Annotated in this window: 16 protein-coding genes; 5 read left to right on the top strand and 11 right to left on the bottom strand. The window is 72.2% G+C overall.

All coding sequences use genetic code 11. The annotated features are described in order from the left end of the window. Nucleotides 1-96: 96 nt before the first annotated feature. Complete coding sequence (locus DEJ49_RS35065) at nt 97-945, bottom strand: hypothetical protein (RefSeq protein ID WP_150187833.1); 849 nt, start codon at nt 943-945, stop codon at nt 97-99. A 170-nt stretch (nt 946-1,115) separates the two neighbouring features. Here DEJ49_RS35065 and DEJ49_RS35060 point away from each other — a divergent pair, with 170 nt between their 5' ends. Beyond that, nucleotides 1,116-1,691, top strand: a complete 576-nt coding sequence (locus DEJ49_RS35060) for a hypothetical protein (protein WP_150187832.1) — start codon at nt 1,116-1,118, stop codon at nt 1,689-1,691. A gap of 32 nt (nt 1,692-1,723) precedes the next feature. On the opposite strand, the gene ligD is transcribed toward DEJ49_RS35060, so the two are convergent. From ligD to DEJ49_RS35030, 6 genes are all read right to left on the bottom strand, one after another. Continuing rightward, nucleotides 1,724-2,677 carry a non-homologous end-joining DNA ligase gene (gene ligD / locus DEJ49_RS35055; RefSeq protein ID WP_150188696.1) on the bottom strand — a complete coding sequence of 318 codons (954 nt, stop codon included), beginning with the start codon at nt 2,675-2,677 and terminating at the stop codon, nt 1,724-1,726. Nucleotides 2,678-2,682: 5 nt separating this feature from the next. Further along, nucleotides 2,683-3,723, bottom strand: coding sequence for a serine hydrolase domain-containing protein (locus DEJ49_RS35050; protein WP_223833132.1), 1,041 nt, complete (start codon nt 3,721-3,723; stop codon nt 2,683-2,685). 47 nt (nt 3,724-3,770) lie between these two features. Next, the gene (locus DEJ49_RS35045; protein WP_150187831.1) at nt 3,771-4,697 is read right to left on the bottom strand and encodes a DUF6895 family protein; all 927 of its coding nucleotides are present in this window, start codon (nt 4,695-4,697) and stop codon (nt 3,771-3,773) included. Further along, nucleotides 4,694-5,467, bottom strand: a complete 774-nt coding sequence (locus tag DEJ49_RS35040; protein WP_150187830.1) for a hypothetical protein — start codon at nt 5,465-5,467, stop codon at nt 4,694-4,696. The genes DEJ49_RS35045 and DEJ49_RS35040 overlap by 4 nt, the downstream gene beginning before the upstream one ends. Beyond that, complete coding sequence (locus DEJ49_RS35035; RefSeq protein ID WP_150187829.1) at nt 5,464-5,646, bottom strand: hypothetical protein; 183 nt, start codon at nt 5,644-5,646, stop codon at nt 5,464-5,466. The genes DEJ49_RS35040 and DEJ49_RS35035 overlap by 4 nt, the downstream gene beginning before the upstream one ends. 131 nt (nt 5,647-5,777) lie before the next feature. After that, nucleotides 5,778-6,650: a LysR family transcriptional regulator gene (locus DEJ49_RS35030; RefSeq protein WP_150187828.1), complete on the bottom strand. Its 873-nt coding sequence runs from the start codon at nt 6,648-6,650 to the stop codon at nt 5,778-5,780. A 125-nt stretch (nt 6,651-6,775) separates the two neighbouring features. Here DEJ49_RS35030 and DEJ49_RS35025 point away from each other — a divergent pair, with 125 nt between their 5' ends. Next, complete coding sequence (locus tag DEJ49_RS35025; protein ID WP_150187827.1) at nt 6,776-7,165, top strand: VOC family protein; 390 nt, start codon at nt 6,776-6,778, stop codon at nt 7,163-7,165. 12 nt (nt 7,166-7,177) lie between these two features. Here DEJ49_RS35025 and DEJ49_RS35020 read toward each other — a convergent pair whose 3' ends face one another. The 3 genes from DEJ49_RS35020 to DEJ49_RS35010 form a co-directional block, all read right to left on the bottom strand. Then, entirely contained in the window at nt 7,178-8,155 is a 978-nt protein-coding gene (locus DEJ49_RS35020; protein ID WP_223833131.1) for a phospholipase, read from the bottom strand. 168 nt (nt 8,156-8,323) lie between these two features. Further along, on the bottom strand, nt 8,324-9,307 hold the full coding sequence (locus DEJ49_RS35015) for an SDR family NAD(P)-dependent oxidoreductase (protein ID WP_150187826.1): 984 nt from the start codon (nt 9,305-9,307) through the stop codon (nt 8,324-8,326). Between the two features lie 4 nt (nt 9,308-9,311). Next, on the bottom strand, nt 9,312-9,911 hold the full coding sequence (locus tag DEJ49_RS35010; RefSeq protein WP_150188693.1) for a flavodoxin family protein: 600 nt from the start codon (nt 9,909-9,911) through the stop codon (nt 9,312-9,314). 209 nt (nt 9,912-10,120) lie between these two features. Here DEJ49_RS35010 and DEJ49_RS35005 point away from each other — a divergent pair, with 209 nt between their 5' ends. Both DEJ49_RS35005 and DEJ49_RS35000 read left to right on the top strand, forming a co-directional pair. Further along, nucleotides 10,121-10,378, top strand: coding sequence for a DUF6199 family natural product biosynthesis protein (locus DEJ49_RS35005; RefSeq protein ID WP_150187825.1), 258 nt, complete (start codon nt 10,121-10,123; stop codon nt 10,376-10,378). 88 nt (nt 10,379-10,466) lie between these two features. Next, nucleotides 10,467-11,255, top strand: a complete 789-nt coding sequence (locus DEJ49_RS35000; RefSeq protein WP_150187824.1) for a VOC family protein — start codon at nt 10,467-10,469, stop codon at nt 11,253-11,255. On the opposite strand, the gene DEJ49_RS34995 is transcribed toward DEJ49_RS35000, so the two are convergent. Then, complete coding sequence (locus DEJ49_RS34995) at nt 11,180-12,031, bottom strand: helix-turn-helix domain-containing protein (RefSeq protein ID WP_150187823.1); 852 nt, start codon at nt 12,029-12,031, stop codon at nt 11,180-11,182. The genes DEJ49_RS35000 and DEJ49_RS34995 overlap by 76 nt on opposite strands. Nucleotides 12,032-12,081: 50 nt before the next feature. Here DEJ49_RS34995 and DEJ49_RS34990 point away from each other — a divergent pair, with 50 nt between their 5' ends. Further along, on the top strand, nt 12,082-12,528 hold the full coding sequence (locus DEJ49_RS34990) for a DUF2000 domain-containing protein (protein WP_150187822.1): 447 nt from the start codon (nt 12,082-12,084) through the stop codon (nt 12,526-12,528). Nucleotides 12,529-12,536: the final 8 nt, after the last annotated feature.

Raw genomic sequence — 12,536 nt, 5'->3', positions numbered from 1 at the left:
GGGGCGCGCGCTGGGAGCGGCCGAGCGGCGGAGACGTCGCGCAGCCCAGGCATACCGCGACCAGCGGAGACCGCGCGCGGCCGGGGCACACCACGGCTATTCGAGTTCTTCGAGGAGACGTGCCGACTCCTCCCGGGCCTCCCGCGCCGCCCGTTCGGCCTCCGCCGTCGCGTCCGCCGCCGCCCGGCTCCGCTTCTCGGCTTCGTCGTGCTCCCGCTGGGCCCGCTGGAGTTCCTCCTGTGCCCTGCGGAGCGATGCGTCGGCGTCCTCTTGTTCGGTGCGCCGCTCCGCGAGCCGCCGGTCCGCCGCCTCGGCCGCCTCGCGTGCCTCCCGGGCGCGCTTCTCCCGCTTCTGACGGCGGCGTTCGGCGAGCTCGTCCTTGCGTTGCGCCGCCGGGGCCGCCCGCGCCTTCGGTGCCGCGGTCGTGCCGGACGCGGACGGGAAGTCCGAGGGCGGGGTGAGTGTGCTCTCCAGGCGGCCGGTCGCCCACTGGTCCGCGGCGTCCTCGTCCGCGAGTACCGCGCGCAGCGTGGATGCGACGTCCTGCAGTGCGGCGTCCGACAGCCGGTGGCCGGCGTCCCGGGCGAGCGTGGCGGCCTGCCGGGTGAGGGCGGAGACGACGCTGGTGCGCTGCGTGGACAGTTCCTTGATCTCCGCGGCGTCCAGGGTCCGGTACGCCTCGCGCAGTTCCCGCCCGAGCGCCAGGAACCTGCGGCTCTCCGTCGGCTGCGCGTGCAGCAGCAGGTTCGCCGCCCACGCCGCGAGGGTGGGGCGGCGGGCGGCGCGGATGCGTCGGGCGTCCTCCGCGCGCCCGTCCGTCCTGGCCCGGGCGGCGAGCTCTTCGCGGCGGGAGACGAACTGGGGCGGCGCCGTGGCGTAGAGCTCGTCGAGAACCCTCTCCACGTCGCGTTCCTGGCCGCTGTCCCGTCCACCCTTGTGCCGCATCAGCTACAGAGTCCCCCGCACGGGGCCACCACGCACGTCGAGCGGGCGCGACGCCCACGAACGCCTTCGTCCCGGGACGGGAGTGACCGTGTGGCAGACCGTCGCCCCACCGGCCGACTACTGTACGGGCACGGCCCGTTGCCCTCCGTGGCGACCCGAGGAGGAACCCTGTGCCATCACCCTGCGACCCCGAACACGCTCCCGTCGGAGACGTGGGCACGGCGCTCATGATGATCGACTCGCGGCTCAAGACCATTCATGCCGGCAAGACCGAGGTCGACCCGGAACAGCAGGAGATGGTCCGGCAGTTCGCGGCGTCCCTGGGCCCGAGAGGAGCCGACGACCTGCTGAACGGCGCCTGCACGCTCATCTATATGTTCATGTCGTGGCTGCGGAAGGCGCATGAGGACCACGGCAAGGACGTCATCGAGTACGTGGTGCCGACGCTCGTGGCGACGATGCGGATGATGCCCAAGAGCATTCCCTCCGAGGCGATCCCGACCATGGCCGGCCTGGTCATCGCCGCGGGCACCGGCCTGAGCCCCAACCTCTGGCGCCAGCAGTACGGGGACTGGACCGAGGCCGAGATGAATCCCCTGGAGGCCACGGCCTTCCTCCTCGCCGAGCACATCAACCGCATCACCGACGACCCCGACTTCGCCACCCGCATGGTCGCGGAGACCCTGGCGGGCGCGGACGAGGCGGCCGGCGTGACCGACGCCTACGACGAGTCCGACGACGACTGAGGCGGGAGGACCGCCGCGTCGGCCCCGTCACGTCACGCCCCGGGCGCCAGGTCCGGACGCAGCCGGTGCCACACCGGGTGACGCAGGAGTCCGGCCCGGGTGCGGGTCGTGTACCGCACCTCGGCGACCAGGCGCGGCAGCACCCACCGGGCGCCGGGCGCGGCGGGCGCGGGCGTGAAGGGGCAGTCGTCGACGGCGGCGACGTCCAACAGGCGGGCGAGGTCGGCCCGTTCGCGTTCGTTCCACCCCGTGCCCACGCTCCCCCGGTAGACCAGGACCCCGTCCACGTACTCGCCCACGAGCACCGCCCCCGGCAGTCCGCCGAGCCGCCCCTGCCCCGGCATCCAGCCGCCGACGACGACATCTGCGGTGTGCACGTTCCTGACCTTGATCCAGGCCGGGGAGCGCCTGCCGGGTTCGTACACGGAGTCGAGGCGCTTCAGCACGAGCCCCTCCAGGCCCTGCGACCGGGCGAGCTCCAGCGCCTGACGGCAGTGTCCCGTCACCGCCGTCGGGACCGACCAGTCCGGGCCGCCTTGGACGAGCCCCTTCAGGGTGTCGCGCCGCCCGGTGTACGGCAGTTCGGTCAGCGTTCGGCCGTCCAGGTGGAGGACGTCGAAGAGGATCAGGTGTGCGGGGGCCTGTGCGGCGAGGCGGGCCGCCTTCGCCGGGGAGGCCGCGAGGCCCATCCGAGGCTGGAGCCGTTCGAAGCTGGAACGTCCCGCCTCGTCGAGTACGACGATCTCCCCGTCCAGCACCGCCGACACATCGCCCAACGCCGTTGCCAGAGCCCGGAGTTCCGGGTACGCGGCGGTGATGTCCGCGCCCGAACGGGAGCGGATGACCATGGTGCGGTCACCGGGCAGGTACACCAGCGCCCGCTGCCCGTCGTGCTTGGTCTCCGTGCTCCACAGGTGCTCGTCGGCCGGGGACGGCAGGGCTCCCGGGGTGGCGAGCATGGGAGCGATGCGCGGCAGGGCGGTCATTGCGGTCATTGGGCGAGGGCCCACAGCTCGAGGTAGGCGCGCTGGATGAACGCACCGGACAGTGTGGGACCGGTGTTGGCCAGGGCCACCAGGGCCACGTCCGCCTGCGGGCTGAAGCCCGCGAAGGCGGTGAAGCCGCGGGTGCCGCCGGAGTGGTGGTAGAGGTCGCGGTCGGGGCGGGGCCTGATGTTCCAGACGAGGGCGATGCGCCGGTCGGTGCGGGGCAGGGCGATGCGGGGCCGGGTGACGTCGGCGAGGGCGGTGCGCAGCGTGCGGGGGACGGTGGCGGGCGCCGTGGTCGGGTCCCGGAGGGCGTCGAGCGTGGTCAGGAGGTCGCGTGCGGTCGACCGGACCATTCCCGCGGCGGGCAGGGCGGCCATCTGCCAGGCGGGACGGGCTCTGCCGTGCCAGTAGCCGGCGGCCTGCGGCTGGTCGGTGGTGCAGCTGGTGTGCGTGAGGCCGAGCGGGCGCAGGACGCGGTCGGCGAGCAGCGGGGCGAAGTCGCCCGCTCCGGCGGCGCGGGTGAGCAGGTCGCCGAGAAGGCCGACGCCGAAGTTGGAGTAGCGCACGCGGGTGCCGGGGGCGGCCCGGGGCCGGGTGCGGGACAGGGCGCGCTGCAGGGACGCGGCGTCGTAGCCCTCGTACGGGTTGCTGTACCAGGCCGGTGCGGCCGTGCGCAGGAAGCCGGGGGGCAGCCGGGGCAGGCCGGAGGTGTGGGTGGCCAGGTGGAGGAGGGTGATGGGGGCGCCGCGCGGGCGGGGCGCGGCGGAACGCGGCAGGAAGCGGGTGATCGGGTCGTCGTACGCGACCTCGCCGCGCGCCACCATCTCGGCCAGGAGGAGCGCGGTGAACGTCTTGCTGAGCGAGCCGATCTCGAAGCGGGTGTCGGGGTCGGCGGGCACTCCGCCGTCGCGCGAGGTGGTGCCGGTGGTGAGCAGGGCGCGGTCCGGGCTCCGTCGCACGGCCAGGGCCACCGCGCTCGCGCCGGGGGCGGTGGCGCGCACGGCGTCGAGCATGCGTGCCGCCCAGGCGGACGTGTCCGCCACGTCTGCCTCCGGCCCTCTCGCATGCGTCACCGGCCCCGTCGCACGCGTCACCCCGTCGCCCCGCCCAGCGTCCGTGACACGGCGAGTGTCCCCGCGACAGCGGCGACGACGGCGGTGTGCTGGTGGTCGATGAAGCGCTGCTCGGGGTCGTCGTCGACGGGCTCCCCGTCGCGCGGCATCAGCCCGTCCGGGTGCTGGACCGCGGCGAACCGTTCCCAGTCCGCGGGGCGGCAGTACGGCTCCTCCAGGCAGCAGCCCACGATCAGCAGCTCGCCCATCAGGTCCCACTGCTCGATCTCGGCCCAGATGTCGATCCAGACCGGCAGCCAGGTGGTCACGTACGCGGCGAGGTCGGCGGGCAGGCCGGAGGGCGTGCCGCCCCAGTCGGTGAGGTGGAAGACCGTGTGGGTGAGGCAGTACGCGGTCATCCAGTCGATGAGCCAGGGCTCCGGTGTCGCGCCGAGCCAGGTGGCGCGGGTCAACGTGCCCCAGTCGTAGGCGCGCCCCCCGCGGTCCAGGCCGACGACGCGGGCCGCGTTCGCCACCGCGAGCCGGCGGTTGGGGAGGAGTTCGGAGCTGCGGACGGAGCGCAGCGCGCTGGTGTGGCCGAGCAGCCGTTCCAGGGGTTCGTGGCGCAGGCCGCCGCGCGCGAACGGCGAGTACGTCTCCAGCGGGTCGGTCATCGTCGGGTAGCGCAGCAGCCGTTCGTACAGCATGTCGCCCTTGCCGAACTGTTCCCAGCAGAAGCCGAGGAGCTCGCCCGCCATGCGCTGCTCGGTGCTCCCCGCGACCGACTCGCGCAGCACGAGGGAGGCGGCTGCGGCGCTCTCGGCCAGGGGTTTGTAGACGCTGTTGGGGTCGCCGAGGTCGGCGGTGGTGTCGGAGGGGAGGCCGCCGCGCTCGCGGTGTGCGTGGAGCCAGGCGAGGGCCCGCGCACCCACCTCGTGGGCGGTGCGGGTCACGGGCGTGGTCATACGTCCTCCAGTCCGAGCAGCCGCCGGGCGATCGCGACGTCGAGGGCGAGCCGCGGGCCCGCGCCGTACAGGCCGAGGTGTTCGACGAGGGGCACCGGGTCGAGGGGCAGGGGCACACCCTCGGCGTGCAGCAGGGCAAGCCAGCGCACGATGCGGGCGGCGGTGGGGAAGTCGCGGCGGAGCATGGCGCGGGTGGCGCCGCGGGCGAGTGCGAGCGGTGCGGCTCCGGTGCGGGCCGCGGAGTGGACGGGACTGTCGAGGCCGGGGAGGGCGAGCGGTGAGAGCTGACCCATGCGGACGGACCAGCGCTGCCAGTCGGTGTCGGTGGGCCCGTCGGACGGATGGTCGTCGAGGATTGGGGCGCCCGCGGGCTGCGGCGCGAGCGGTCCACCGTCCGGCCCGTCGGCCCCTTCGGCGAATCGGGCGAGCAGGGCCGCCGTGGCCCAGTCCCGCCACGCCACGAGCCACGGTTCGACGGGGCCTTCGGGCGGCGGGGCGGGAGTGCTCACCGCGGGTGGGAACACCGCGAAGGACTGGGTGATGGCGGCGGCGTCCTGGGGGTGGAAGGCCGCGTCGTGCAGCAGGTACGGGGCGAAGGCGTCGGCTCCGACGACACGGAGGGCGGCCAGTGCCGCCTTGGGGTCCTCCGCGCGTTCGACGTGCTCCGCGAGCACGGCGGTGCCCCCGACGCCGCGCAGGGCGTCGAGAGCACGGAGAGCCAGGTCAGCCGCTGACGCGGCGTACGCGGTCTGCGACTGATCGGGACTCACTTGCCTTTCGGCTCCTTCGGCTGCTTCGGCGAAAGGAGCACCAGCAGGATGAGGGCGCCTTCCGCTCGCGGCGAGTAGATGGGTGCGTCGCTCAGAATCGCCTCTGGCTCCACCATGGCGGTGCTGAGCGCCTCGGTGTCCGTCGGAGCGAAAAGAAGCGGTGTGTGCTGAGCAAGCATCAGTGCCTCCTCATAGATACGTCGTCACCAAGTCCGGTGACGCCCACCCTCGGACCAGTCTAAGGCCATTAGTCCTATATGTCTGTTTTGTGGGTCGACGGGTTCGCCGAAGGGGTCAACTCGCCCGCACTTCAGGGGAGTTCATCCAGCAGAGCCAGAAAAGCGGCGGCCGGAGGTGACGGCGCGAAGCGGCTCCACACGAGGCGCTCCACCCGCACCGGCCCATCGGTGATCGGTACGCACCGCACCCCGTGCAGTTCCGCCGCGAACGGCGCGGGCAGCAGGGCGATGCCCAGGCCATGGCGGACCATCCGGGACATGAGCTCGACGCCGGACACCTCGAAGGCGACCTCGCGCGGCACCCCGGCGGCCGCGAACGCGTCGTCCGACTGGGAGCGCGCGGCGCTGCCCTCGGCGAAGTCGACGAACGTCTCGTCGGCGAGACGGCGGAGGTCGACCTCCTCCTCCGCGGCCAGGGGGTGGCCCGGCGCGACCACGGCGACGTGCTGCCCATGGGCCAGTTCGCGGTCGCGGACCCCCTGGGGCCGGAAACCTGGCTGTACGCCGAGGAACGCCGCGTCGACGACGCCCTCGCGCACCTGCTCCACGAGCCGCTCGCTGGAGCCCGCCCGCAGCGTTATCCGCACCTGCGGGTAGCGCACCCGGTAGTCCCGCAGCACCGCGGGGAGATCGACCGCCGCCACGGTGGGGATCGACCCCACGGTCAGCTTGCCCCGGACCTCACCGGTTGCCGCGGCCACCTCGGCGCGGGCCCGCTCGGCCGCCTCCAGGGCCTGGCGTGCGGCGGGCAGGAACGCCTCGCCCGCCCTGGTCAGCCACACCTTGCGGCTGGTCCGCTCGAACAGCCGGGTGCCCAGTTCCTTCTCCAGCTTCGCCACCTGGTGGCTGAGCGCGGACTGGACGACGTGGCATCTCTCCGCCGCGCGGGTGAAGCTCGCGGTCTCCGCCACGGCGACGACGTACCGCATCTGCTGAAGGTCCATCGATCCATCGTGATTCACGATGGATCGAATGACAAACATGCGTTGGACCGATGGATCACCGGTCGGACATCCTGAAGTCAGCCCGGAAGACAGTCCGGAAACCCTCTCGGCCCACGGAGAAAACCATGCGCGTCATCGCCTTCGACCACCTCGTCCTGAACGTCGCCGACATCGAGCGCTCCCTCGCCTTCTACACCGGCCCGCTGGGGCTCGACCCGGTACGCGTGGACGAGTGGCGGGCCGGCGAGGTCCCCTTCCCCTCCGTGCGGGTGAGCCCCACCACGATCATCGACCTCATCGAGGGGCCCGACGGCGAACCGGCGGGCTCCAACGTCGACCACATCTGCCTGGTCGTCGAGCCCCTCGACTGGCAGGAGGTCATCGACTCCGGGCAGTTCACCGTGGTGGACGGTCCCGGCAAGCGCTTCGGCGCCCGGGGCACCGCGCTCTCCCTCTACGTCAAGGACCCCGACGGCAACACGGTGGAGCTGCGCTGGTACCCGCAGGACTCCTGAAGGTGCTCGTCCTCAGTTCCCGAAGGGGACGTCGTCCGTAGAGGCCATGCGGCGGGTCTCGCCGTGGGACCGGACGAACTCCTGGATGTGGGCGAGGGCCTGCTTCGCGTCGGACTCGTCCTTGCCGCAGCCGCGGGTGCCGGAGACGCCGTCGGGATAGCAGGAGGCCCGGTGGCCGTAGATCAGGCCGTCGGCGTTGCCGCCGGACTCTTCCAGAAGGCGGTTGGCGGCCGCCCCGTCGGCGGCAGCCGTTGTCCAGCCGAAGACGCGCGCGAGTTCGCCGCGGTCGCGCGCCTGCGAGCCGAGGCGGACCTGTTCGGTCACCTTTCCGAGGACGGTCGGCAGGTTCAGGTTGAACAGGCCCTTGTCCATGACCCGTTGGTTGTGTGCGATCGCTCCGCCGAACTCGTCGTACTGTCCCCGGACGTCCTCGGAGTCGCCGCTGATGTCCACGCCTTCGAGGTCGGTGAGGCCGCGGCTGACGTCCTTCCAGCCGGTCCCGCCCGCGGTGCCGTAGAAGCCGTACAGGACGCGCACCCCGGCGCTCTCCAGCTTGGTGCGGGCCAGGTCGCGCAGGGCGGCGACCGAGCAGTGCCGCCACTTCGTGTCGCCGCTGTCGCAGTGGTCGGGGTTCTTGATGTCCAGCCAGACGAACCCGATGTTCTTGCCCGTGCGGCGCTGCTGCGCGATTCGGTCGAACATGTCCGACATGGTGTCGCCGGAGCTCGTGGGGAGCCCGTCGTGATCCGCCCACCAGCCCTTCTTCCAGGCGGTGGCGTCGATCTCCATCGCGTTGGCGCCGTGGTCGAGTGCCTTGTCGACGCCGTCGACGGTCAGCACCCGGTGCGCGATCGCCCAGACCGGCCGCTTGTCCGTGGGGTCGGAGGCGGCGCTTGCCTGCGGGGCGGCCAGGCCCATGACCAAGGCGCCGCTCGCGGCGGTGAGCGTCGCCGCCCGGGCGGTCGAGCGGGTACGGGCTCCACGTATCACGGTTGTTCTCTCCGTCCGTTCCTGTGCTGCGCTCCGTCCGGGCGCGGCACGGGAGGGTGACGGCACCGCGGAACGAGCGTGCCGGACGCGTGCGTCCGCGTCCGGCCTCAGCTGCCGCACCTGCCCACACCGTCACATGTGAAACATTTGCGCTGGTCGGAGAGTTGCTCAGCCGTGACGCTGGTTGTAGGAGTGCGTGACCTTGTCGTTCATGGCACTGCCCCAGGCCCGCACCCGGGCCGCGACGGGGTGGGCCGTCGGCGCGGTGTCCTTCCCCTCCGCCAGCGGTTCGCGCCGGCCGGTGCCGCTGGGCAGCGCCCTGGCCGCCAGCGAGCTGACGCGCGTGGTCAGACCCGGCGCCACCCCGTGCGCGAGGTCCGCGGCCCGCGCCATGGGGGTCAGCACCAGCCTGACCCGTCGCCGCAGCACGGCACGGGTGATCCGGGCGGCCGCGCGCTGCGCGTTCATGGAGACGACCGGTGCCCCGGCGAGCGCGGAGAACCAGGAGTACTCGGCGGTGCGGTCGCCGCCGAACTGCGCGTGCAGATGCGAGCCCGTCCTCATGAGGCCGGGGTAGACCGCCGTCACGCTCACGCCGTCCGCGGCCGCCTCGGCATGCAGCCCCTCGGCGAGGACGCCCGCCGCCGCCTTGGCGCAGGCGTACGGCAGCAGATGGGGCACGCCCAGCAGGCCGCCCACGGACGAGATGATGCCGAGCCGCCCGCCGTGGGGGCTCTTCCGCAGATACGGGAGAGCCTCCAGGGCAGCGTGCAGGGTTCCCTTGAACATGGTGTCCATGGCGCTCTGGAACTCCTCGGCGCCGATCGACTCCACGGGGGCGACCTGGATGATGCCCGCGTTGGCGATGACGACATCGAGTCCGCCCCGCCGCTCGTACGTGCCGCGCATCAGGGACCGCACCTCGTCCTGGTCCCTGACGTCGCAGACCACGATGTCGACGACGGCCCGCGGATGGCGCCGGAGCAGCTTGCTCCGGGCCTGTTCCAGTTCCTCGCGGTCGCGTGCCGCGAGGGTGACGGCGCAGCCGCGTGCGGCGAACTGGTCGGCGATCAGCAGTCCCAGGCCGCGCGAGCCGCCCGTGACGCACGCGGTGAGTCCGGCCGGCTCCTTGGCGGAGAGGAGGGTGGGCATGCCGTCAGCCGGCCGGGTAGGGGCTGTCGTTGAGCAGCTTGGCGAGGTGCACGGCGTTGACGGCGAGGCTGTGCGTGGTGTCCGAGACCTCTTCGGGGGTCTCGTCCAGGTCCTTGTAGTCGGTGCCGTGCTGGGCTTCCCCGACCCAGTAGGTGACGGCGTTGGGCGCCAGGGAGAAGCCGATGTCGTTCAGGCCCTGGAACACGTCGGCGCTGACCTTGTGGGCGCCGTCCTCGTTGCCGACGACGGCCACCGCGGCGACCTTGCCGTAGACGAGCGGGCGGCCCTGGTCGTCGGTTTCCGACGATTCCATGTTGAGCCGTTCGAGGACGCGCTGGCAGACGCTGGAGGGGTGCCCCAGCCAGATGGGGGTGGCGATCAGCAGGATGTCGGCCTGGAGGACCTTCTCCCGCAGGGTCGGCCAGTCGTCGCCCTCCCCCAGGTCGATGCCCATGCCGGGGAGCACATTGTGGTCGGCCACACGGACCGTCTCGGTCGTCACGTCGAGCTTTTCGAGCTCGCGCATCACCTGGTCCGAGAGCAACTGGCTGCTGGAGGGCGTGGGGGACGAGTTCAGGGTGCAGACCAACGACAAGGCGCGCATCGCGATTCTTTCTACGAGGTGGTCCACCACGAAAAATGGTGGACATCGAGCACGTGTTCTCTCCCAGGCTGCGCACACTGTCGTGCGTACCGCCACGGGACCGCCACGGGGGCGGCGGTTTCCCCGGGTACCCCGGGCCTTTCGCCGTCACACACCCGCCACGCCCGGCCGCGCCGTTTTCCGTGTCGATGTCAGGGCAGCCGGAGTCCATGAATCACGATGGGGTAGTTCAAGCCGCTTCTGATGCACATCCGGCCGTCGTCCCGCTGCTGTGCCTCTTCTTGATCATGGGATTGGTGCAGGTGGTACGCCCGCAGCTCTTATGGAAGGTCAACAGGAACCTCCAGCGGGGCTGGGTGAAGGATCCCGACGCGACCGAACCCACCGCCAAGGGGTACGCGATGGAACGGGCGATCGGGGTGATCTTCTTGGCGGGCGTCGTGTGGATGCTGGTCACGCAGGTCTGACCCGGCACAGCGCGACGCGGGGCCCGACCGTGGGGATGATGAAGCCGAAGGGACATACCAGCCCGGTCGACCTCAGAACGGTACAAAGATGAACAGCTATGAGACACCTGCCGACGAGCGTGTCGCCAGCGGCACGGTGGCCGGCGCGCCCTGCTGGGTCAGCCTGACCACCCGCGACCTGCTCGCCGCGCAGGAGTTCTACCACGCCGTGCTGGGGTGGGACTGGCGCATCGGCAAGCTGGGCGATCAGTACAGGTTCGCGAGCGTGGACGGGCTCCCGGTGGCGGGCGTCTCCGTCGTGGAGGCCATGGGGCACGCGGCGGTGGCGTGGACACCCTTCTTCGCGACGGCCGACGCCAACGAGACGGTGGCCCGCAGCCAGGAGCGGGGCGGGACCACCGCCGTCGGGCCCATCTCGTTCCCACCGGGACGGGCGGCGCTCCTGGCCGACCGCGACGGGGCGGCCTTCGGCGTCTGGGAGGGCCAGCTCATCAACAACTGGGAGCAGTGGCGCCGCGCGGCCCCGGTCTTCGTGGAGCTCTACACCCGCAACGCGTTCGACGCGGCCATCTTCTACGCGGAAGTCCTCGACTGGGCGTCGGAGGCGGGCTGCTGCGAGGTGCACTACGAGGACGAGAAGGTCGTGCTGCGCAACCAGGGCGACGTGGTGGCCCGCATTCACTCGGGCGCCGTGGAGTCCGCGCCCGATCCCGCGATCCGGCCGCACTGGCAGGTCCACTTCACGGTCGCGGACGTGGGGGCGTGCGCCGAGGCGGCGCAGGCGCACGGCGGGATGGTTCTTCAGGGCGGAGCGGGGTCGGCGGAGGCCGTTCTCAGTGATCCCGACGGGGCGCGCTTCGTCGTCGCCGAGGCGTAGCGGCCGGGCGGAATGCCCACGATCCGTTTGAAGTGCCGGTTCAGGTGGGCCTGGTCGTAGAAGCCGACCTCGGTGGCCACCGCGGCGGGCGGGCTGCCGTCGAGGAGGAGCCGCCGGGCCCGCTCGACCCTGCGGGCCATCAGGTACTGGTGCGGGGCGATGCCGAAGGCCGCGCTGAACGCGCGCACCAGGTGGGTGGGGTGGGCCCGCACTTCCCGTGCGGCCTCCTCCAGCGTCACGCCGTCCGGCACGCGCGCGTCGAGCAGTTCGCGCAGGCTGTGCGCCACTCCCCGGCCCGGCTCCGGGCCTGAGACACGGGCCCGGGGCCGCAGGTGCCCGCGGAGCCGCTCGCCGACGAAAGCCAGCCGGCTCTCCGCCTCCAGCTCGTCGCCGCGCCGTCCCAGGGCCTCGTGCAACTGGCCGATACGGCGGCGCAGCAGCGGATCGGTGATGTCGGGGTCGTCCACCGCGGGGCCGATGAGGCTCTCGTCGAGCACGGGCGCCTCCAGGTACACGACGCGCTTGCGGAAGCCGTGCGCCGTGGCGGGGGAACCGTTGTGCGGCACCTGCGGGGGCAGCAAGGACACGGTGTCACCCGGGGTGCCGCGTTCGCGCCGGTTCAGGTCGTAGCGGACCGCGCCGTCGTCGACGATCAGCAGCGTCCATACGTCGTGGACGTGCATCGGGTACGCGTGCTCGGTGAAGTGGGCGTGGAAGACCTCCACGACGCCCGGGACCTGCGGGCGCCACGCGGAGACCTGCTGCGACGACGGCACGCAAAGAACGTACAAGACGTGCGGGCGGCGCTGTCGGGAGCCTGGTGCGCATGACGACCGACATCACGCAGAACCGACACGCCCCCGTCCGCTTCGACACCAAGATCGCCGTCGTGCTGCGCGAGGACCTTGCGACCTGGCAGCGGCTGAACGTCACCGCGTTCCTGGTCAGCGGCCTCGGCACCCGGAACCCGGAGGTGGTCGGCGAGCCGTACGAGGACGCCGACGGCACCCCGTACCTGCCGATGTTCCGCCAGCCGGTCATGGTCTTCGAGGCGACGAAGGAGGTGGTGACGGCAGCGCACCGCCGCGCCCTGAGCCGTGACCTGCCCCGTTCGATCTTCACCTCCGACCTCTTCACCACCGGCAACGACCGGGACAACCGTGCGGCGGTGCGGGCCGTGCACGCGGACGGGCTGGACCTGGTGGGCATGGCGGTGTACGGCCCACGCAACGCGGTCGACAAGGTGCTGAAGGGCGCCCGCATGCACGGCTGAGTCCGCGT

Origin of the sequence: Streptomyces venezuelae, assembly GCF_008642335.1 — a bacterium.
GTDB lineage: Bacteria > Actinomycetota > Actinomycetes > Streptomycetales > Streptomycetaceae > Streptomyces > Streptomyces venezuelae_F.
Note: the sequence above shows the minus strand (reverse complement) of the source record. Positions and strands in the feature narration are given on the sequence as shown.